The organism is Fibrobacter sp. UWCM (genome assembly GCF_900129735.1).
Classification (GTDB): domain Bacteria; phylum Fibrobacterota; class Fibrobacteria; order Fibrobacterales; family Fibrobacteraceae; genus Fibrobacter.
Map to the genome: position 1 here is coordinate 1 of NZ_FQWR01000028.1, position 19,325 is coordinate 19,325.

At 47.2% G+C, this 19,325-nt stretch carries 25 protein-coding genes and 2 tRNA genes; 6 read left to right on the top strand and 21 right to left on the bottom strand.

Annotated elements, in window-relative coordinates:
• Positions 1-85 precede the first annotated feature (85 nt).
• The 14 genes from BUB22_RS14215 to BUB22_RS14285 form a co-directional block, all read right to left on the bottom strand.
• On the bottom strand, positions 86-754 hold the full coding sequence (locus BUB22_RS14215; RefSeq protein WP_073116175.1) for a hypothetical protein: 669 nt from the start codon (positions 752-754) through the stop codon (positions 86-88).
• An 11-nt stretch (positions 755-765) separates the two neighbouring features.
• The gene (locus BUB22_RS14220; RefSeq protein ID WP_073116178.1) at positions 766-1,665 is read right to left on the bottom strand and encodes a hypothetical protein; all 900 of its coding nucleotides are present in this window, start codon (positions 1,663-1,665) and stop codon (positions 766-768) included.
• Between the two features lie 156 nt (positions 1,666-1,821).
• On the bottom strand, positions 1,822-3,099 hold the full coding sequence (locus BUB22_RS14225; protein WP_073116181.1) for a hypothetical protein: 1,278 nt from the start codon (positions 3,097-3,099) through the stop codon (positions 1,822-1,824).
• A 227-nt stretch (positions 3,100-3,326) separates the two neighbouring features.
• Complete coding sequence (locus BUB22_RS14230) at positions 3,327-3,995, bottom strand: hypothetical protein (RefSeq protein ID WP_073116183.1); 669 nt, start codon at positions 3,993-3,995, stop codon at positions 3,327-3,329.
• Positions 3,996-4,113: 118 nt separating this feature from the next.
• A complete protein-coding gene (locus tag BUB22_RS14235; RefSeq protein WP_139259023.1) occupies positions 4,114-4,317 on the bottom strand; it encodes a hypothetical protein in 204 nt (67 codons plus the stop codon).
• Positions 4,318-4,320: 3 nt separating this feature from the next.
• Complete coding sequence (locus BUB22_RS14240; protein WP_073116187.1) at positions 4,321-4,734, bottom strand: type II toxin-antitoxin system VapC family toxin; 414 nt, start codon at positions 4,732-4,734, stop codon at positions 4,321-4,323.
• On the bottom strand, positions 4,735-4,950 hold the full coding sequence (locus BUB22_RS14245) for a hypothetical protein (protein ID WP_073116189.1): 216 nt from the start codon (positions 4,948-4,950) through the stop codon (positions 4,735-4,737).
• A 103-nt stretch (positions 4,951-5,053) separates the two neighbouring features.
• Positions 5,054-6,055 carry a hypothetical protein gene (locus BUB22_RS14250; RefSeq protein WP_073116190.1) on the bottom strand — a complete coding sequence of 334 codons (1,002 nt, stop codon included), beginning with the start codon at positions 6,053-6,055 and terminating at the stop codon, positions 5,054-5,056.
• Between the two features lie 46 nt (positions 6,056-6,101).
• On the bottom strand, positions 6,102-6,563 hold the full coding sequence (locus tag BUB22_RS14255; protein ID WP_073116192.1) for a hypothetical protein: 462 nt from the start codon (positions 6,561-6,563) through the stop codon (positions 6,102-6,104).
• On the bottom strand, positions 6,547-7,248 hold the full coding sequence (locus BUB22_RS14260; RefSeq protein WP_073116194.1) for a hypothetical protein: 702 nt from the start codon (positions 7,246-7,248) through the stop codon (positions 6,547-6,549). Before BUB22_RS14260 ends, BUB22_RS14255 begins: the two co-directional genes overlap by 17 nt.
• Before the next feature lie 14 nt (positions 7,249-7,262).
• On the bottom strand, positions 7,263-7,772 hold the full coding sequence (locus BUB22_RS14265) for a hypothetical protein (RefSeq protein WP_073116196.1): 510 nt from the start codon (positions 7,770-7,772) through the stop codon (positions 7,263-7,265).
• A 29-nt stretch (positions 7,773-7,801) separates the two neighbouring features.
• Positions 7,802-8,272: a DUF4304 domain-containing protein gene (locus BUB22_RS14270; RefSeq protein ID WP_083535561.1), complete on the bottom strand. Its 471-nt coding sequence runs from the start codon at positions 8,270-8,272 to the stop codon at positions 7,802-7,804.
• Positions 8,273-8,342: 70 nt separating this feature from the next.
• Positions 8,343-9,008 (bottom strand): hypothetical protein, encoded by a 666-nt coding sequence (locus BUB22_RS14275; protein ID WP_139259024.1) that lies wholly within the window; start codon positions 9,006-9,008, stop codon positions 8,343-8,345.
• A gap of 440 nt (positions 9,009-9,448) precedes the next feature.
• Positions 9,449-9,521 (bottom strand) — tRNA-Glu (locus BUB22_RS14285).
• A gap of 132 nt (positions 9,522-9,653) precedes the next feature.
• On the opposite strand from BUB22_RS14285, the gene BUB22_RS14290 reads away from it, so the two are divergent.
• The 5 genes from BUB22_RS14290 to rpmB all read left to right on the top strand — a co-directional run bounded on the left by BUB22_RS14290 (position 9,654) and on the right by rpmB (position 14,403).
• Entirely contained in the window at positions 9,654-11,366 is a 1,713-nt protein-coding gene (locus BUB22_RS14290; protein WP_073116201.1) for an ATP-binding cassette domain-containing protein, read from the top strand.
• Positions 11,353-11,985: a methyltransferase family protein gene (locus BUB22_RS14295; protein WP_073116203.1), complete on the top strand. Its 633-nt coding sequence runs from the start codon at positions 11,353-11,355 to the stop codon at positions 11,983-11,985. Before BUB22_RS14290 ends, BUB22_RS14295 begins: the two co-directional genes overlap by 14 nt.
• 7 nt (positions 11,986-11,992) lie before the next feature.
• The gene (locus BUB22_RS14300; RefSeq protein WP_073116204.1) at positions 11,993-13,183 is read left to right on the top strand and encodes a glycosyltransferase N-terminal domain-containing protein; all 1,191 of its coding nucleotides are present in this window, start codon (positions 11,993-11,995) and stop codon (positions 13,181-13,183) included.
• Positions 13,184-14,116, top strand: coding sequence for a 4-hydroxy-3-methylbut-2-enyl diphosphate reductase (gene ispH / locus BUB22_RS14305; RefSeq protein WP_073116206.1), 933 nt, complete (start codon positions 13,184-13,186; stop codon positions 14,114-14,116).
• Between the two features lie 65 nt (positions 14,117-14,181).
• The gene (gene rpmB / locus BUB22_RS14310; protein ID WP_072812793.1) at positions 14,182-14,403 is read left to right on the top strand and encodes a 50S ribosomal protein L28; all 222 of its coding nucleotides are present in this window, start codon (positions 14,182-14,184) and stop codon (positions 14,401-14,403) included.
• 114 nt (positions 14,404-14,517) lie between these two features.
• On the opposite strand, the gene BUB22_RS14315 is transcribed toward rpmB, so the two are convergent.
• Positions 14,518-15,165: a 3'-5' exonuclease gene (locus BUB22_RS14315; protein ID WP_072812790.1), complete on the bottom strand. Its 648-nt coding sequence runs from the start codon at positions 15,163-15,165 to the stop codon at positions 14,518-14,520.
• Positions 15,162-15,707, bottom strand: a complete 546-nt coding sequence (locus BUB22_RS14320; RefSeq protein WP_254794758.1) for a lysophospholipid acyltransferase family protein — start codon at positions 15,705-15,707, stop codon at positions 15,162-15,164. The genes BUB22_RS14315 and BUB22_RS14320 overlap by 4 nt, the downstream gene beginning before the upstream one ends.
• Positions 15,708-15,780: 73 nt before the next feature.
• On the opposite strand from BUB22_RS14320, the gene BUB22_RS14325 reads away from it, so the two are divergent.
• Positions 15,781-15,853: transfer RNA gene (locus BUB22_RS14325), tRNA-Cys, on the top strand.
• Between the two features lie 92 nt (positions 15,854-15,945).
• Here the strand turns inward: BUB22_RS14325 and BUB22_RS14330 are convergent.
• The 5 genes from BUB22_RS14330 to BUB22_RS14350 form a co-directional block, all read right to left on the bottom strand.
• Positions 15,946-16,872 (bottom strand): LysR family transcriptional regulator, encoded by a 927-nt coding sequence (locus tag BUB22_RS14330; RefSeq protein WP_072812788.1) that lies wholly within the window; start codon positions 16,870-16,872, stop codon positions 15,946-15,948.
• A gap of 109 nt (positions 16,873-16,981) precedes the next feature.
• On the bottom strand, positions 16,982-17,629 hold the full coding sequence (gene thiF / locus BUB22_RS14335; RefSeq protein ID WP_073116235.1) for a thiamine biosynthesis protein ThiF: 648 nt from the start codon (positions 17,627-17,629) through the stop codon (positions 16,982-16,984).
• 1 nt (position 17,630) lies between these two features.
• On the bottom strand, positions 17,631-17,825 hold the full coding sequence (gene thiS / locus BUB22_RS14340; protein ID WP_073116208.1) for a sulfur carrier protein ThiS: 195 nt from the start codon (positions 17,823-17,825) through the stop codon (positions 17,631-17,633).
• Between the two features lie 3 nt (positions 17,826-17,828).
• A complete protein-coding gene (locus BUB22_RS14345; RefSeq protein WP_073116210.1) occupies positions 17,829-18,488 on the bottom strand; it encodes a TatD family nuclease-associated radical SAM protein in 660 nt (219 codons plus the stop codon).
• Positions 18,488-19,318, bottom strand: coding sequence for a pyridoxamine kinase (locus BUB22_RS14350; protein ID WP_073116211.1), 831 nt, complete (start codon positions 19,316-19,318; stop codon positions 18,488-18,490). The genes BUB22_RS14345 and BUB22_RS14350 overlap by 1 nt, the downstream gene beginning before the upstream one ends.
• Positions 19,319-19,325 lie beyond the last annotated feature (7 nt).

Here is a 19,325-nt window from a genome sequence, read left to right on the forward strand (position 1 = left end):
AAAATAGGATGTGGAAACTCCACTTTTTGTTTATAGGGCCCAAAAGCGCAAAATTTCAGGCTCTTTTGATTTTACAGAAAGAAATTTACATCTTCTCATCAACAATAAATAATTCCCCTGCAAAGCGATTCATTATAGGATGTAAAATCATTCCATAATCAATCATTTTTCTAAGCCGGTCTCCGCCGTCCATTTTTTCCAATACATCACGTCTGTTTTTTATCAAATCCGCTTCTGATTGATATACAGTAAAGTCATAATAGAAATCTACAATGCTATCCACTTCATATAAAGACGAATCTGATAATTTGACAAAAAAAAGCACATCAGGATAGTTGTAACGATACAGGAGAGCGTGATACCCATCGTCGAAAAGTTCTGCGTAGGTGACGGTCGTATCCCTGCTTTTGAATGCTTCGGTAATTTTACCACACCATGTATTAACGTTCAATTTATCGAAGCCACTACATATTTGAGCGGCACCATTCGAAAAAGTAATATACGGCAATGAGTCGTGGCCGATATAGTAATAGTAGTTTTTATTGTCTTGACCATATATCCACCAGTCACCAGAGCCGTTGTTCATTTGGTTAACTTCAAACCTGCACAAGCTGGATTCGTTCGGAATTATATATACCGGTTCAATCTTTGTCATATAGTAGTTGCCCACACAATTAGATTGAATAATCAGAAGAACGAACAATAGCACCGCAAGGGCGCCAAGGGAAATTATTATGGCTACAGGCTTTTTCATCTTCTATAAGATTATTTTTTCGGTATCGGCATCGTGAGAATGGTGACCTTTCCTTTTTTTTCATTATAAGAATAGTTTACCCCAAGAACAATAATATTATTTTTTATAACGGCCAAACGTTCTTTATCAAAAGATGGAATTTTTTCATTCCGCCATGTTTTTCCTGCATCAATACTATAGTACAAATAATGAAACCAACGACCGGCTCCCACCCTAAATTTAAATATTCCGGCCATTAGAGAATCTTTAACATAAAAATCAGATGGATTTAAAGCATCAGAAAGCCATATATGTCTCTTGTAAGGAATAGTACTAAAAATATGAAATCCGTCTCTGTTTCTATGCAAAATACGAACTTCATATGTAGATGAGGCGTATTCGTCGTATCCACAAACAATCCAATTTTTTTCTTTTTGCGCATATACCGCGTCGGTACTGCAAAGGTTGTTCAGATAGTATTTTTTTCTCTTTTCCAGCAAAAAATTCGGACTCTTCAAAAAAGAATCAAGTTTGTTTACATAAATTTCTCCAATTTTTCCTTCTATCATTCCCATTCCCCAATAGTTCCATTTATCAGAATCATCGCTGAAGAGAATATTTTCATTCAAACTTGTATTTGTCATTTTCCAAGTTTTACCGTCATCTAAAGACAGCAACAAGATTGGCTTTTTTTCTTTAAACCCATATATTGTAATTGTTTTTTCATTGTATCTTATTGTATCTAGAATAAACTCCTGTAATTCGTCAAATGTACGAGTTTCTTTTTGAAAAAGGCTTGAAAATTCTTCCTTTCGCCATCTATCGTCTAATTCAAACAACTTTGTTAAACCCAAAAGAAATAAAGGACAAAGAAGAACTACTCCTATAGGAATTGTGGCTATCACAAGTATTTTTTTTCTTAATTTATTCATGTAGACTACTTTAAATTTCTAGATTATCCATTGTATAAATTATTCATAAACAAACAATCATAAAATAACGGATAAAAATTCATCTTCTTAATTTTTGAGAAATCGCATCCTGCTCATCAAAAATCTATCCTGAAACAATATACAGTAGCAAACTCTTTATGGTTGTTTTAACAAATAATCAATTGCATTTATGTTGTTTGCAAATGGAATTATAGCATGATTATACACATGTTCTTGCAAAATACATCCTCCAGGATCCTTGTCTTTAACAAACTCATTTGCAATAACAGGTTCTGAATAATAGGCAAGATAAGAATCGCCGTCAATTTTATTCACATAAAATAAGCGCTCTTTTCCATCGTTTAAATGTTTCTCATCGCTAAAAAATGGGAAATACATGAAATTACACGAAGCATTTCCAACAACCATCCTGCCTATCATTTTTTTTTGATTCTGCATACTCATTTTTTTCCATTTTAATTTCTTAAATGGTCTTTCTAATTGAAACTGCACATTCACTTTATATTCTATTTTATATTCTGTATATTTCTTGTTTTTTTTTCGGGAAGACTCAAGCGAATCGCTGTATAAATTTTCGCTCCAAATGCATTCATTCGTTTTCTTTATGGTGTCTATTACGACTCCTTCGTCATATATTGTCCCGAGCCAAATAGCATCAGCCGATGCAAAGCATCCTACATTTGTAGGATGATAAAAATTATAATCACTAAGTTGTTTGGGATTGAAATATAGACCTTGCTTCATTCGTTTGTCAAATTCTTGCGACGTTCCATTTGCATCATAAAATGGAAAAATTCTTTTTTTTGATAGTTCCTTTATGTATGTGCATTCAAAAACATTTGAGTCAATATATTCAAATGTTTTTTTTGAAAATGCAAAAATTTTTCCTTTCGATAAAAAAAATAAGTGACTCAAAGAATTTTTTTCATTTTGTGAAAAAGAAATTTCTCTACAAGGTTGATATGTTCTTGCAAAATCATAGTTTGTCCATAAAATTCCACATTCAACGGTATCTTTAAAAGTATAAATAGATTCTAATGAAGAAAACCATAATTTTTTCTCTTTATCAAATTCCTTGTCTACTTCAACAATCAACTTTCTTTCGAAAAATTGATTGTTTTGAACTTCCTTCAGCATAAGGTTTGTGTTTTCTTTTGAAAAAAACATATTGTTTTTTACTTCGTCATAATTTGGTTTCAACTCAATCCGTTTCTGTTCAAAAAGAATTACTTTTCCCCAATATACCTTTTCGCTTGAATCCAAAGCAAAACAAATAGAGTAAACAAGCGGGACCGATATATTTGGAGGCGGACCAGGATTGTTGTTATTTGTGAACAAATCGTCTGATTGAAAAGCAAACGATATTTTCACAAGCACACAGAATGAAACAATCAATTTATTTAACATAATCATTACTATACTTCTCTATGTTTTTTCCATAAATTGTATTTTGCGATTTATAAATGCGCTCATACAACCAAATTCCATAATTTCTCAATTCTTTTTGATTCGCTTTAAATACAGAATATTTTTTTGATTACATCAAGGCTAGCTTTTCGATAAAAATACAAAAAATCCGTTATTCAACTCACCGCACGTTCTGCCGTGCCGCCAAAAGCAGGGAGAGGCTTTGCAAAGATTTAGTCCTTGCAGATGTCCTCAAATTTAATTTCAATATTTCCACCCAACCTACGATATTCACTGTATAAATCTAATGCCGTTTCACAATCATCTTTTGACGGTTCGCGTCTACGTCTAAGATTACCTAACGCAGAATAATAATACGCTTCGGGATATATAGATGCGTAAGGAAGCAATAAATTATACGGAAATAGAATCCAATTTTTTGAATCACCTTCTATTGTTCCATTTTCAAGAGACAATTGATATATCAACATACTGATAAAAAATTTAAAATCTCCCAACTCCACATCTGAATGCAAATAATCTTTCAAGGCTTTTAAAACATCCTTGCCATTATCTTTGGCCGCCAATTTCTTGAAACCGTTTTCCAAGACATCAACGTGGGCTGTTTTGCAATTATTCAAGCGAAGGGCGGTATTCGGATAAATCGAAATAATCAAGGCTTCGACGAAACACTGGATATCCGTTTTTTGAACTTTAACAGAATCAATCTTATTTTCCGCCACACTCGATAAATTTATCGAAGGCGTCTGTATTTTATTTTTTGAAGAATCGAGGTTTGTCTGTTGGCCCAAAAGAAAGCCAAGCATCAAGGCAACCATAAAAACTATGGCGAAAGCTAATACAGTTTTTCTGGAAAACGCTTTACAATCGGCTTTTTTCATTTGGAGTTGTCCTTGTTCAATAAACCTTGTTTATAAATATAACCTATTTTGCGAAAAAGGGAATCGGCGAGGCCGCGACAACACTTTCCCCGCAGAGGATTTTTTTGCTTATCAGGGGTTATGAATTCATCAAGCCCTTGATGAATTTTTCTGCATCGACGACCGATGCTCCGTTATTGATTTCGGAGATGGCTTTGGAGAGTTTGGCATACACGTCGTTCCAAGGCGTAACACGACCGTTCAGCATATCATTGTAGCCCTTCTCGAGTTCCGCATCGAAACGTTCCTTTGGCCATTTGGCGGAGTTTTCCATCTTGTTCATATACTAGAAAAATTTAGACAGGAATTGCCCGGGTTCAATGGCAGGAACGGTGGATGTCCCGAAATCGTCAATATTTCGCGTAACGATATAATCGAGATTTAAACGGGCAGCGCACTGTTGTTGCAAACCATCTTCCAAATCTTCGGTATCCGGATTTTCTGTGACAGCCGTGAAATCCGAAGCCGTTTCAGGAATAACTGTAAAGAACTGGCAGAACATATTTACCAGTTTCAACCTTTGCTCGGCAGACATATCCTTGCGGAGAATGTAGTAGATGTCACAAAGGGAATGCGCCGTTACAAAACCGAAATGGCTCTGCCTGATACATTCTGCGATGATTTCTTTTGACTCGCGAAAAAACGGTTCACGATGTTGAACCATGTCAAGAATGACATTTGAATCAATCAGCAGATTCATTTAGAAATCCCTGCTTTCTTCGCGTTCTTTCTTGTAGTCAATTTCGCGTTCTACTGAACCAGCGAATTCATCAAGCAGGGCAAGACCAGCGGCCACGTTAGTCGCTGACTTTTTGCGTTCCAGAATGCGGTCCAACTTTTGCCGAAGGACAACGATCTGAAACAGGGGGAGTTCTTCCACCTGGGATTCGAGTTCTGCAAAAGCGGTATCCGACATAATTGAACCTCTTGTCTATCTTAAATATACTCTTTTCTTTGCCGAAAAGCAAGCGAATGGCTTTGCAATATGGAGTAAAAATTTACCTGCTGTAGGCAATCCGTTAGTTTTTCGGTATCGGCATCGTGAGGATTGTGATTTCTCCACGTTTTTGCTTGTAAAACTGGTCAAAGCCAAGAACAACAATTTTATCTTCCGTTACAGCCAAACGTTCAAATGCGAAAACAGGCATTTTCTCGTTCTGCCATGTTTTTCCACCATCAACGCTATAATACAGGTAGTGAATCATCTGAAATACGCTCACCTGAAATTGAAGAATTCCCACCATCACGTCAGCCTTAGCATAGAAGTCAGACGGTTCCAAATCATAAACGGCCCCAATTCCCCAATGCCATTTATACGAAAAACGGCTATGCACTCTATACTCATTTCCTAATTTATGTAAAATACGGACCTCCTTCGTTTTGTTGTCACCGCAAATAATCCAATTCCTGTCATTATGGGCATACGTTCGCCCATCACTACTGCAAAGGCGTTCATCAAAATATTCTTGGTGGGCGTTTCTTTCTAGCAAAGCCATCTTTTCCGATGACTCGTCTTTGTTTAGATAGTATAATCCTAATTTAGGAGATTCCGCCATTCCGACGTATTCCCATTTTTCAAAATTCCCATTAGGAACATAAACCGGACTGATTGCAGAATCTCCGCTATCAATGGAACCGACCATATAAACGCAATCATCAATACGATCAAAAGAGGCTGCCTGAAAATCCAAGTCGATTTCAGTCTTCTTCCAATTTTTACCACCATCCGTTGTTTGCAAAACGACGGGTTTGTTATTATCGCTTCTAAGTCTATTCTTTGTTCCAAATATAGTGACTTTTTTTTCATCCTCAATTACGGCGCTTTCAAAATAAAAATCCGTCTCGACCGCATTTTTTTCCATTTCAAAAGAAGACGAAGTCCAATCCTTAATCCACTTTTCGTGAATATCAACGTACACGAAGAGCAACATAATAAGAAACACTATGCTTACGGGAAATAGGCAACCAACAGCAAAGATGAATTTGCCTAGTTTCGTCTGTCTAATTTTAGAGAGCATCATATGCAGACCTCTTAATTACAAAGATTGCAGTTCCTTATAAATAAACCTATTCCGCGAGATGAGGGACAGGCGGGGCCGCGGATTTCAAAAGAACAATAACACACGCCACGAAACTAGCAATCCACGTCAAGAACCAAGCGAGAAACATTCCATTATGGGCGATGGTCCTGCCCACGCTTGACGTATCAGAAATCAGGCACAAGCAGATTATATCGAAGACAAACGGCAGAATGAAAAAGATTAATCTTCTCTTTTTCAAGTTCAGCAAGGTAATCAAGATAAAAAGCACTCTGAAAAACATCATTGGCCAAACCACGCCATCGTCATCAGACCCAGCACTCATTAAATCCCTACTATAAACAATATCTGGGTTGCCTTGCATATCAAAAACATCCGCCGCAACAAAGCCATTCGATTTCAAGAATAAAAACAGCATAACGCACATCGCTATTGAAACGATTGAAAAAATGACATTTGATAAATTGGCTGATTTAAACAGGCTTGTCATTTGTCAACACCCTCTTTCTAAACAGCCTATAAAAAACAAACCCTACTGCAGCAGCTATTCCTGTTAGAGCAAAAAAGTGCAAGAAAAGAATTTTCGATTCAGCATAACAAACAACCCACCAAATCAATAACCCCAACCCCACGAAGAAAAATAGAGACGCCCTGTAGTCCACTTTTTTTATTCCGTTCTTAATTCCAAGAAAACAAAGGCCCATGGCGATAGCAAAAAAAGCCATGGCAAAAAAGTAAAATCCTGGATTCTCTAAAAAAGGCATCGCAAGTCCGTGAAGTTTTACACGAAACGAATCTATTTCTGTAACATTCCTATTTCCGACTTCATAGTTTTTCTCAGGGAAAAAAGAAAAAGCACCCTTGAATAAAGATATATAGCATTTATCATTTTCCGGGCAAAAGGCCAACACTTCACGTCCCTCATCCGTTTCATATGAAAAAGAACATTGCTTTCCTTCAATAAAGCAGACCTTTAATTTAGCCGGCCCACCCTCGAAAATATCATCTCGATTTTCGCGATCGAATTTTACATGTTTTGACCGATCCCAATGGTAATAAAAATTGCCGCTAGATATTCCGAACACAAGATAAACGAAAAACGGATAAAACAGGCCGAAAAAAGCTACCGCCGAGAGAAGTCCGAGAATTATTCTTATGGGAGCAGATTTTAGCATGTAGACCTTAAGAATTAAACATTATTCAAAATCCAATATAATATTCTGTGTTTCTTTTTCAGCCTTCGATACCTTTGGGCAAGTAGTCTAATTCTCTCTCTGGATTTAGGATTCATTTTATCGTGCGGTATTTCTTTTTGGATAAAAATTATAAGGTCCAGAAAATTTGCAAATAAAAAAAAGGGATATGATCTATACTGTCTTTCAAAACCATCCATAAGGTAAAATGGAAATATCCATCCTATATCTATCATTGCGTAGTCCCAAGGAGCAATTTTCTTCCCCCCCAAAAAACTTCTCGAACCAAACTTCAAGCAATATAAAGCACCATCTTTCGAGATTTCAATACAACAACATGAGACCCCAAAAGAAAAACTTGCAAAAACGAGAGACCCCAGGAATTCTAATTGCAGTTCCAAACCTTCAAAGAAAATCGCATATATAGTCAGATATATAACATAAGCACCAAGCGCACGAAAAAGTACAACCCACACAAGGCGAGGTTTCATAATCACATAATCCATAAATTCAGACCTTCAAAAAAAATTCACATTTATAAATATAACCTATTCCGCTCGGAAATTTTTTCAAGTTCACTTTTTACCGCAGGAAACAAAAACAGTTCTCCCTGTTCCGCCAATAACATAATACCTTTTACAGTTGATGCCTGTTGAATAAATCCGCTTAAAAATTCATCAACAAACGCTTTTAATTGTTCAATTCGTTCATTATCGGACAAATCGAAGCCCAAATCAAAAATTTGATCGTAATCTTTGGGCGCCCGTCGAAAGACATCCCCCACATCGTTGACAACCATTTCTCGAGAAAGTTGGTAATTCTTTCCAAAGACGCCTTGAATATATAGCTTGATGTTTAAATATACCTGAGAAGAATAATTTGATTTTTGGAATGAAAGAACGATAATGACTTCTTCAGTCTCTTTTACAAAGCCCCCAAATTTCGTTTCGAGCCCGATGCTTTTTGTTATTTCTGCGAACGTTCGTTTAAGGACTTTCAAATTCATCTGTTCATTTCCTGTTTAGACCAGTTTCAATAAAAACCGCCATATTCGTGATGGATTACTCCACAAAATTCTAATCCTTGCAAAAATCCTCAAGTTTAATTTCAATATTCCCACCCAACTTGCGATATTCATTGTAAAATTCTAATGCAGTTTCGCAATCATCTTTTGATGGTTTATATCCGTAAAGATTGCCAAGAGCGGAATAATAATATGCTTCTGGATATAAAGATGCATAGGGATTCAATAGATTATAAGGATATAGAATCCAATTCTTGGAACCTCCTCCTATTGTTCCATTATCAAGTGACAATTGGTATCCCAGCAAATTGATAAAAAAGACAAAATCGCCCAAATCTACATCTGAATGCAAATAATTCTTTAGTGCTGCTAAAACATCCTTGCCATTATCTTTGGCCGCCAATTTCTTGAAACCGTTTTCCAAGACATCAACGTGGGCTGCTTTGCAATTATTCAAGCGAAGGGCGGTATTCGGATAAATCGAAATAATCAAGGCTTCGACGAAACACTGGACATCCGTTTTTTGAACTTGAAGAGAATCGATCTTATTTTCCGCCACACTCGATAAATTTATTGAAGGCGTCTGTATTTTATTTTTTGAAGAATCAAGGTTTGTCTGTTGGCCCAAAAGAAAGCCAAGCATCAAGGCAACCATAAAAACTATGGCGAAAGCTATTACAGTTTTTCTGGAAAACGCTTTACAATCGGCTTTTTTCATTTGGGCTTGTCCTTGCTCAATAAACCTAGTTTATAAATATAACCTATTCCGCGAGATGAGGGACAGGCGGGGCCGCGAATTGGGCTTTTCTCAGGGGAAAAGGCGTGTAAAAAAAAGCATTTTTGCGGGAATTGGGGATTAAACGGGATGTTTCGAGGCTTTTCAATCCCCAATTTTCAGAACAAAGTAACAATATTTGGTATGAATTAGGGAGTTGGCCCCTCAAAAAGAGCCTCCAGTGGGGATTAAAATGCTTTTTTTGCGCAGTTCCATCCCCTTTTTTGGCTTTTTATGAAGCCCGAAGCACAAACAAACTAAGATTTTGGGGATTGAATTATGTATTTCGAGGTGTTTTAATCCCCACTTTTGACAAAAAAGACATTTTTGGGCGCTAGGATCAACCAAAAAAAAGAAGTTCAACCAAATGGTTGAACTTCTTATACCCCCAAGCGGTTTCGAACCGCTGTTGCGGGAATGAAAATCCCGAGTCCTGGGCCACTAGACGATAGGGGCGTCTTATGTAGGGCCAAATATAGTTAATCGGGCGATTTTGTAAAGGGGGCCGAGCGACATTTTTTGTATTTTTTTTCGGTGAACATCAAAAAAAGGCTAAAAAAATCCCTTTTGCGCGGGATTTTGTGGTATTTGCCGCTCGCTCTCATGGCAAGCCTCGCCGACGCGGGGCTCCTGTGGGGCATCCGCTCGTTCATGGGGCTGCTCGAGGGCAGTTCGCCGTTTACCCTCTGGGAATGGGCAGGCCTGATGGCCCTTCTCGCCGCGCTCCGTCTGGTGTTCATGTTCGCGAAGGCCCGCAATTCCGAGACATTCCTGTTCAATACCGGGAAAAGCGTCACCGAGTGGTTCCTCGGGCGCATCCGCACGCTTTCGCCCCGGCTTTTCCACGACGGCTCGGGCGATGCGAAGGTCGAGGCCGCCTACGAGGCGACACTTTCGCTCCAGAGCAACGCCGGGGCGTATTTTCAGCTGGTGCAGGCGCTTTTGCAACTCGCCATCTTCTTGCCGGTGCTCCTATACATCTCATGGCCGCTCACGCTGTTCCTGTTTGCAGCGGTGGTGCCGTTTGTCGCCTGGATGCAGCGCAGGCTCCACGCGCTCGGCCCGCAAGAAGAATCGCTCCTGTACGCGCGGTCGAACTTTAGGCTTTCACTGAATACCGCCCGCAGGCTATACCGCAACTGGAGCGGCAATGCCGAAATCGAGCACCTCGCCCGCGAGGTTTCGGAAGAGGCTGGCACGCTCAACCGCAAGGGGCTAGACGCGAGCATCCGCAAGAACGCGCTTTCCATCGCGATGGAGACGCTCTCGGTGGTGGCGATGGTCGCGGTTCTCGCATTCTGCGCGATGCTTATCGCCCGCGGGTGGATGGACGGCACGGGGCTCGTGCTGTTCTGCTCGGCGCTGTTGCTCTGCTACAAGCCGGTGAAGGAATGCGCCCGCGCCGTGCCGCAGTTCCGGGCCGCGGCGAGCGCCTGCGACGTGCTGGAGGAATTCGAGGGGTTGCCGATGCGGGCGGCGGACCGTTCTAATCAGGATTTAAACGGCGCCGCTAAGGATGCCGGCGACGCATGCGGTCTGGAGGCGGGTTCGAGATTGCCACGCCTCTCCGAGGCTCGCAATGACGACAGCATTGTAATCGCGCACGGGAACTTCACCTACGAGGGGAGCGATACGCCGGTCTATCGCGACTTCGGGATTACTTTGTCCAGAGAAAAGCCCGTTCTTTTACGCGGGCAGAACGGCATCGGGAAATCGACCCTGCTGCGCCTGCTCGCAGGCCTCGAGGAGTGGGACGCCGCGACCCGCGATACACCTGCGCAGTCACTGCCCGAAGGAACAGCCCAGCCCGCAAACGTGTTCTTTATCCCGCAAGACCTGGAACTCCCGCCCCGCCGCCTGCTTATAGAACAACTTAACAGCGTGAAATCCGCGGGCAACTCGGCACCCGAAAAAAGCCCGAAATCCGCGGGCACGTTCAACCCCGCGATAAACAACAGCCCCGCGATAAACGACAAGCCCGCAAGCATCCCGAAAGCAGACCTTCTCGCAAACTTCGCGCGAACCGCCGGTACCGACCGCCTGCTCGAAAAGCAGGGTCTTTCGGGCGGGGAACGCTCCCGCATCGCCCTCCTGTGGGCACTCGCAAGCGACTCGCCCACCGTCCTCCTCGACGAACCGATGGCAGCCATCGCGCTCGACGACCGCGAGCGCATTTTGCTCGCATTCCTCGATACCGCAGCCGCCCTCGGCAAGTGGGTCATCATGGCGAGTCACGACCCGTTCAGCGCTACGGCGCAGTCCCGTTTCAACGTAGTGGAGATGGAACGTGCGAAAGGCTAGCGATATCCTCTACCGATTCCGCGGCTATATCCTCGCGCTGTTCGCCATAGCACTCCTCGCCTGCCCCGCAGCGCCCTTCCCGCAAGTATCTTTGGATGCCCTTGCCCTAAAGGGCGGAGGCACGACATGCATACCCTACATCGGCACGCTTCTCTTTTACGCCTTAGGTATCGCACTCCGCATCAGGGCCCGCCAGTTTATAGGCCAGCACACGCGCGGCTCCACGCACGAGGCCGCCACTCTAGTTACCACAGGGCCCTACGCCCACATGCGCCACCCGCTGTACACGTCGAACACCTACATCGCGCTGGGCGCAATCTTTTTCCATCTCGGCGTGAGCGGGCTCTTCCACATCTTCATTATAGCGATTGTCCTCTTCGAATTCGCACTCGCCCGCGCCGAAGACCGCTTCCTTGAAGAAAAGTTCGGCGACATCTGGCGCGCCTGGGCCCAAAGAACACCGATGACCACCGCGAATATCGAGGCGCTTTTCTGCCGCAACTCCGGCAGCAGCCCCGCGCGCACCGTTTTACAGGCATTCCGCGCCGACGCCTCCACGTGGTTCTGGTTCGTATTTTTTAATTTGATAATGGTTCTACTCAAAATCTACACGGCCTGAGATAAACATGTTTAACGCGATTGATTTTGCACGATTCGCCATTGGCACTGCCGCCAAGGCTGTCGCTAAGGTCCCTGCCGTAAATACACGGTTCCATATCGGCGACCGCCTGAACGGTCCCTGGCCCGAAGGCCCATTCCTGTGGATGCACGGGGCAAGCCTCGGGGAATGCAAGATGCTCCTGAACCTCGCGAAGTTCCTGCAAGAGGACATCGCGAACCTGCCCAGGATCCTCATCACCACGCAGAAGGTGGAGGTGGTCGAGTTCCTACAGGAATCGGGCGGGCAAATCGAGGCGGCCATCGCCCCCGCCGACACGCAGACCGCCATGAAGGCCTTCGTGAAGAAGGTCAAGCCCGTCGCGCTCGTGCTCGCCGAAAACGAGCTCTGGCCGGGCTACATCTCGACAATGCGCACGCTCGGCATCAAGCCCTCCGTCGCCATAGTCTCGGGCCGCTACCGCAGTTCGTTCCCGGGCATAGACTTTTCGCCCGTCGGGTTTGCCAGCATGCAGACCGGCGGCGACCTCTCGCGGTTCATGAACGTCGCCTCCAAGGCCAACATCGCGAACACCATGATAGGCGGCGACTGGAAGATTCTCCCCTGGGTTAGGGCGGGCAAGGATATCGCGCGCAACGAGAACCCGACCATCGATACCGTGTTCGTCTCGATGCACATGGCCGAATGGGCAAGCCTGAGCCGCATGATAGTCTCTTCCATCAAGCGGCAGGAATCCGTAGTGCTCATCCCGCGCAGGCTCACCGAGGTCGAGGCATTCCGCAAGGCGCTCATCGAGCAGGAACTCCTGGTCGTGGACTGGCCGCTCGTGCAGAAGGGAACGGTCTCGATAGTGACTCAATTCGGGCTCACCAAGGACGTGTTCAGCAAGGCCCGCACCGCAATCGTGGGCGGCTCGTTCAGCCGCGGGATAGGCGTGCACGACTTCTGGGAACCCCTGCAGATGGGCGTCGCCACCTGCATCGGGCCGTTCGCTACCGGGCAAAAGGAAAACGTCGCGGCACTCGTACGCGAAGGCGTGCTGACACAGCTCATGTCCACCGCCGGGTACGCGAGGCGGAACCTTCCCGACCCGAAACTCGTGAGCACGTTCCTCACCCACGAGAAGGCGAAAATCCAGGATTCCTACCGCCAGTTTGTCGAATACATCCGCAGTATAATTCCGCAGGGAGCGGTCTAAATGAAAAAACTCGTACTTGCCACCCCGCGTGGGTTCTGTGCCGGCGTCGACCGTGCCATCCACGTGGTCGAAAAAGCCATCGAAAAGTTCGGCACCCCCATTTACGTGCGCCACGAGATAGTGCACAACAAGTTCGTGGTGGACACCCTCAAGGAGAAGGGCGTCGTGTTCGTCGACGAGGTCGACGAGGTTCCGGAAGGCTCGGTCGTGATATTCTCCGCACACGGGGTCGCAGAACACATCTATGCCGATGCCGAAAAGCGCGGGCTCAAGGTGCTCGACGCAAGCTGCCCGCTGGTGCTCAAGGTGCACTACAGCGCCAAGAGGCACTACGCCGCGGGCCGCCACATCATCCTTATCGGGCATGCGGGGCACGCCGAAGTGGAAGGCACGCTGGGGCAACTCCCCGAAGGCGCCATCACGCTCATCCAGAACGAGGCTGACGTCGCGAAGGTCGCCGTACCCGAGGGCAAGGAACTCGCCTACATTACCCAGACGACGCTCTCCGTGGCCGAAACCCGCAAGATTATCGACGCCCTCAAGGCGAAATTCCCGAACATCGTCGGCCCGAATGCGGGCGACCTGTGCTATGCGACAGGCAACCGGCAGGCGGCGGTTCTCGACCTCTGCAAGCAGGTCGACATGCTCCTCGTGGTGGGGGCGAAAAACTCCTCGAATTCCACCCGACTCATGGAACTGGGCCTGGAGCAGGGCATCAAGAGCCACCTAATCGCCGGCGTGAACGACCTCGACCCCTCCTGGTTCGAAGGCATCGAGTCCGTGGGCATTTCGAGCGGGGCGAGCGCACCCGAGATCCTGGTCCAGGAGGTGGTGGACTGGCTAAAAGCCCGTTTTAGCCCCCTAAATACCGAAAATTTCATAAAATTGCTGGAATCGACCAAGTTTAACCTGCCCAAAGAGCTGCAGGATTAACTTTAGCCTTGACAATTCAGTGATTTTTATCTAAAATTGGTGTCCGAAAAACAACGGAGTTTATTATGAGCCGCATTTGTGAAGTTACCGGTAAGGCCGGCCTCGTGGGCAACATGGTTTCCCACTCCAACCGCAAGAAGTTGATGAAGCAGCTTCCCAACCTCCAGAAGAAGCGCTTCTACATTCCTGAAGAAGACCGCTGGGTGACCCTCCGCGTGAGCGCCGCCGGTCTCCGCACCATCAACAAGGTCGGCATTCAGGCCGTCGCCCAGGAACTCGGAATCTAATTCCCGCTCCGGCTACAGAATTTAACCGCCAAGGTGACCCTTTGGCGGTGTTTTGTGTGTTTAGCAAGGCGCCTTTGGCGCCTTTTTTATTGACCAATGACTATTGACCAATGACTACTTATTGATAAACTGCGGCACGCCCTTGTACTTGGCGAGGCTAGCCATGATGTTCGCCATTTCCCAGTCCTTCTCCTTGAAGCGGCGGCGGAGCAGGGCGACGAACACTTCCATGAGCATCTCGCAGTCGTAGACGGCACGGTGCATCTTGGCGGGGTCGATCTTCATGGTGAACTCCCCGCGCTTCATGAACAGGCCCGCCATAAAGCCCAGCTTGTGGTTGCTGAGTTCGGGCAAGATGGTACGCGCCATCACGAGGCTGTCGACCACGGGGTTCACGGGCACGAGCTGCGGGTTCTTGGCATACGCCACGCGCAAAAAGCTCGCGTCGAAGTTCGCGTTGTGGGCCAGCAGGATAGTGCCCTGGCCGCAGAAGGCTGTAAACTTCTTGAGGCACTCGCCCACGGGAGGGGCATCCCTCACCATGTCGTCGGTAATGTGGTTCACCTTGGAGGCCTCCTCGGGAATCAGCATGTTGGGATTCACGAGCATGTTGAATTCCGAGAGCAACTTCGGCACCACCTTGTTTCCCTCGACGGCGACGGTGAACTTGACCGCACCGATTTCGATGATTTCGTCCTTTGTATTTACCAATCCAGTCGTTTCCAGGTCAAATGCGACAAATTTTGGCGGCAATGTAATCACGGCTGAACCTCCTTTCTATTTTCTGAATTTTCAATGCAAAAATACTTAATTTCGATGTCAATAGATGACATCGGGAGCGGAACTACAAAATTATCCCAGGTATGGAGCGTAAAATGCGCCCCGTAGCGGGCGTCGACCTGCCAGAGAGGCCTGCCCGAAGCCTTCGAGAGCCATGGGGAACCGGGTTTGACTTCGAGTGCCGGACCGCGGGGGCCATCGAGCGCCATGCCCACAAATCCGCCCGAACGGAGCGTTTTTAGCAGGTGGCGCACGTTCAGCGAACCGCGCGTATCGGACCCGCGGGTGACGGTGTACCCGAGGCGCGTGAGCGTGCGGGCAAGGAATTCCCCGTCATGCGATTCCGAGACAAGCGCGTGCACCCCCATTCCGCGAAAAGCCGCCCCGCAGGCGAGCAGGTCGCGGTGCCAGACCCCGAGAATACCCGGCCCGTAGCCTTCCGGCGCATGGACGCGGACCCGCAGGCTTTTTATCCAGAGCCTGCACACAAATGCTGCAAAATCAACGCCAAACGCACCGAACATGCCCAAAAATTAGTTTTTTTGCCCATTTGCTCTTGGCAAAAGTGCAATCATTATCTATATTAGCGCTCACATCGGCGACGTACCCAAGTTGGTAAGGGGCGGCTCTGCAAAAGCCTTATTCATCAGTTCGAGTCTGATCGTTGCCTCTTGAAAACCCCGCTCACACGAGCGGGGCTTTCTTTTTTTTTAAAACGAGCTTTCCTTTTCAAGATTTTAGTTGCTACGAAGAACAGAACACTTACGACGAGCAAGTCGCGAGGTAGCGCTGCAGTTCCTCGACGTAGCGCTCGCCCACCAGGCCAAGCAACATGTTGCGCTTCGCAATGTAGCCGATTTCCATGACTCGGCGCGATTCCTCGCTCTTGTCCTTGAAGGGTACCGCCAGGTAGTCGGAACCGTTCAGTTCCTCGCAGATGATGCCGGAGCAGAGCGTGTACCCGTTGAGACCGATCATCAGGTTCAGCATGGTGGCGCGGTCGTTCGCCTTGATGGTGCGCTTGTATTCGTTTGTACTTAAAATCTCTTCGGCAAAGTAGAACGAACTGTTGTCGCCCTGTTCAAAGGAGAGGCACGGGTATTCCGCAAGTTCGTCGAGCGTAATGAACTTGTTTTTCGCAAGCGGGTGCCCCTTCCACAGATAAACATACGCCTTGCAGTCGATAAGCTTGTGGAACGCGAGGTCGCGGGCGTTCAGCAGGTTCGTGATAATCTTGCGGTTGAAGTCGCTCAGGTACAGGATTCCGATATCGCTCTTGAACGAGGCCACGTCCTCGATGACTTCCTTGGTGCGGGTCTCGCGGATGGCGAACTCGTATTTCTCGGTATCAAACAACTTAACAGTCTCAACGAAGCTCTTGACAGCGAAGGAGTAATGCTGCGTAGACACGCCGAACTTCTTCTTGCGCTTGCCAATCTTGCCGTACTTCTCGAGCACGGTTTCATAATGGTGGTAGAGTTCCCGCGCATACGAGATGAAATCCTCGCCCTCACTCGTGAGCTTGACGCCGCGGCTCGTGCGGTTGAATATGAGGATATTCAGTTCGTCTTCCAGGTCGCGGATGGCGGCCGTGAGCGAAGGTTGCGAAATGTAGAGTTTCTCGGCAGCCTTGTTGAAGGAGCCGGTTTCTGCGATGCCGATGGCGTAACGGAGTTGTTGCAGCGTCATAAAAATGGACCTCGCTTGCTTATGTTTTCATTTCCTATTAAAACGATAGGAATAAACATAGAATAAACCTATCACTTTGACAAGGGGCTATAACTTTTAATTTTGTTATTTAAACGTCTTTTTTGCCAAGAATGAGCCGGATGACAGTCAGGGCCTGGTGTGCGGCGCAGAGCATCACGCGGGGGGCGGTGAGTCCGATATCCTGGTCCACGTCGCTCTTGCCGTCGCCGCAGAGGTAGAGGCGCCCCGTCACCTTGCGGGTGCGAATCGTGTTCCCGCTGCCAAAACCCGCCATGCCACTCGCAGCGACAAGCGTCTTCTGCGGGAACCGTTCCAGGACAACATCCACAAGCATCGCCTTCGCGTCAGCCCTGTCGAACGCCTCACACACGATGTCGGCATCTTCAAGCAGGCGCACCGCATTTTCGGCAGTCACCTTCTCGTTGTGAACCTCGTACCGGACATAGGGCGCAACTTCCTTCAGGTTCGCAAGAAGCGCCTCCGCCTTCGGGAGCCCCACCTGGGAGGCCTTGTACTGCTGGCGGTGCAGGTTCGTGATATCGACCGTATCGAAATCGATCAGGATGAGTTTCCCGATTCCGGAACGCGCGAGCGAGATAGCGATATTCGAGCCGAGCCCGCCGAGCCCGCAAATAGCGACCGTCGCCGCCTGCAGTTTTGCAGTAGCAACGCTCCCCTGCTTCTTCTCGAGGGCGGCAAGGATTTCTTCGCGCGATGGAACCGGACGGCAGTCCATGTTACCCGCCACCTACAAAGTTCACGACCTCGACGCAGTCGCCTTCCGCAAGCACCGTCTCGCCGTACTTGGCCTTGGGAACGATTTCCCCGTTCCGCTCGACAGCGATGCGCACCTGGTTGTAACCCGCCTCGGCAAGGTACTGGGCAAGCGTCTTTCCGGTTGCATCTACATTTTCACCGTTGATTTTAAGCATAGACTATTCCTCGAACGGACGCACGCGAAGCGTGACGCCCAGCTCTTCGCAAATCTTGCGGCAGGCTTCAATCTTTTCTTCGGGCATTACCTTCTCGACCACCGTCATGACCACGTTCTTCACGTGAGCCTTCGCGAGCACCGCAAATTCCTTGATGGCATCAAACGACTGGATTCCGAACTTGGAACGCGTGAGTGCCAAGAATTCCTCGGCATTGGGGGCGTTCAGCGAAATGGATACCGTGTCGAAGCGACCTTCGAGTTCGGGCGTGATATCCTTGCCGTGAATCAAATTTGCAAGGCCGTTCGTATTCACGCGCACCTTGAGCTTCGGGCACTTCGCCTTGAGCCGGTCAATCACCTCGCACACGTCGTGCAGGCGTTCAAGCGGTTCGCCGAACCCGCAAAAAACCAGGTCGTTGATAACGGAAAGGTCGTAGGGCGCGAACAGGTCCATTACTTTATCTACACTCGGTTCACCTTCCTTGAGCCAGAGCGAATTGCCTTCCATCATCTTCTTGGTCTGGCGCAGGCAAAACACGCAACTGCACGGGCAGCGGTTCGTCATGTTCACGTAGATGTTCTTGCCCGCAATATCGCCGCTGTTCGCGATATCCAAATAGCCGGCCTGGCCGACTTTTCCTGTAACCGTATAAATAACCATCAGTCCTCCATCAAGTCACGGAGATACATCTCGACGCTCAGGCCCCAGTGATCGGGAACGTTATTTTGTTCGCAATACTCGATGCACTTGGACGCAAATTCCGTAGCGCGCAGTACCGATTCATAGAATCCATGCCCATTCAGGTACATACCCGCAATCACGGCGCTTATCACGTCGCCGGTCCCGCTCCGGTCACGGCCGATGCGGTCCACCATGATAGTGCGGGGCGCACTGCCGCGGCTGTACACGTAGTTCATGATCTGCTTATCGCTGTAATGGATTCCCGTCACCACGATATGTTCGGGGCCACGTTCGCTCAACTTCCGGCACAAGCCTTCCAGTTCATCGGCGCTGAATTTTCCATCGCGATAATCAACGCCCATCAGGGAGCAAAGTTCCGTGAGGTTCGGCGTGAGGATGTCGGCGAAATGCACCAGCGCGCGCATCTTTTCGCAAAGTTCCGGAGTGTAGGTGGTGTAAAGCCTGCCGTAGTCGCCCATCACCGGGTCGACCAGCGTAAACACGCCCTGCTTCTTGAAGGTCTTTATAAAATCGACAACAATATCGACCTGTTCTTCAGAACCCAGGAATCCCGTAGCGATTGCATCGAACGACATGTCCAAATCCTTATAGGTCTGGATATAGTCGCGCATCTTGGAAGTGTAATCGTCGAAAAAATACTTGGGGAACTGCGTATGCGTCGAAAGGATTGCAGTCGGCACGGCAACGGCCTGAACTTTCATGGCCGAAACGACTGGCGCCATGACGGCAACAGAACAGCGACCGAAACCAGTGATGTCATTGATCAACGCAATCTTTTTCTGTGGCATAGCGGGC

Coding starts and splice junctions, on each gene's coding strand:
- BUB22_RS14215 (WP_073116175.1), bottom strand. CDS start 754: ATGAAAAAGCCTGTAGCCATAATAATTTCCCTTGGCGCCCTTGCGGTG.
- BUB22_RS14245 (WP_073116189.1), bottom strand. CDS start 4,950: ATGTCGGATACCGCTTTTGCAGAACTCGAATCCCAGGTGGAAGAACTC.
- BUB22_RS14300 (WP_073116204.1), top strand. CDS start 11,993: ATGTTTAACGCGATTGATTTTGCACGATTCGCCATTGGCACTGCCGCC.
- BUB22_RS14265 (WP_073116196.1), bottom strand. CDS start 7,772: ATGGATTATGTGATTATGAAACCTCGCCTTGTGTGGGTTGTACTTTTT.
- BUB22_RS14260 (WP_073116194.1), bottom strand. CDS start 7,248: ATGCTAAAATCTGCTCCCATAAGAATAATTCTCGGACTTCTCTCGGCG.
- rpmB (WP_072812793.1), top strand. CDS start 14,182: ATGAGCCGCATTTGTGAAGTTACCGGTAAGGCCGGCCTCGTGGGCAAC.
- thiF (WP_073116235.1), bottom strand. CDS start 17,629: ATGGACTGCCGTCCGGTTCCATCGCGCGAAGAAATCCTTGCCGCCCTC.
- BUB22_RS14225 (WP_073116181.1), bottom strand. CDS start 3,099: ATGATTATGTTAAATAAATTGATTGTTTCATTCTGTGTGCTTGTGAAA.
- BUB22_RS14350 (WP_073116211.1), bottom strand. CDS start 19,318: ATGCCACAGAAAAAGATTGCGTTGATCAATGACATCACTGGTTTCGGT.
- BUB22_RS14275 (WP_139259024.1), bottom strand. CDS start 9,008: ATGAAAAAAGCCGATTGTAAAGCGTTTTCCAGAAAAACTGTAATAGCT.
- BUB22_RS14220 (WP_073116178.1), bottom strand. CDS start 1,665: ATGAATAAATTAAGAAAAAAAATACTTGTGATAGCCACAATTCCTATA.
- ispH (WP_073116206.1), top strand. CDS start 13,184: ATGAAAAAACTCGTACTTGCCACCCCGCGTGGGTTCTGTGCCGGCGTC.
- thiS (WP_073116208.1), bottom strand. CDS start 17,825: ATGCTTAAAATCAACGGTGAAAATGTAGATGCAACCGGAAAGACGCTT.
- BUB22_RS14345 (WP_073116210.1), bottom strand. CDS start 18,488: ATGGTTATTTATACGGTTACAGGAAAAGTCGGCCAGGCCGGCTATTTG.
- BUB22_RS14320 (WP_254794758.1), bottom strand. CDS start 15,707: ATGTTCGGTGCGTTTGGCGTTGATTTTGCAGCATTTGTGTGCAGGCTC.
- BUB22_RS14230 (WP_073116183.1), bottom strand. CDS start 3,995: ATGAAAAAAGCCGATTGTAAAGCGTTTTCCAGAAAAACTGTATTAGCT.
- BUB22_RS14255 (WP_073116192.1), bottom strand. CDS start 6,563: ATGACAAGCCTGTTTAAATCAGCCAATTTATCAAATGTCATTTTTTCA.
- BUB22_RS14235 (WP_139259023.1), bottom strand. CDS start 4,317: ATGAACAAGATGGAAAACTCCGCCAAATGGCCAAAGGAACGTTTCGAT.
- BUB22_RS14250 (WP_073116190.1), bottom strand. CDS start 6,055: ATGATGCTCTCTAAAATTAGACAGACGAAACTAGGCAAATTCATCTTT.
- BUB22_RS14240 (WP_073116187.1), bottom strand. CDS start 4,734: ATGAATCTGCTGATTGATTCAAATGTCATTCTTGACATGGTTCAACAT.
- BUB22_RS14270 (WP_083535561.1), bottom strand. CDS start 8,272: ATGAATTTGAAAGTCCTTAAACGAACGTTCGCAGAAATAACAAAAAGC.
- BUB22_RS14330 (WP_072812788.1), bottom strand. CDS start 16,872: ATGACGCTGCAACAACTCCGTTACGCCATCGGCATCGCAGAAACCGGC.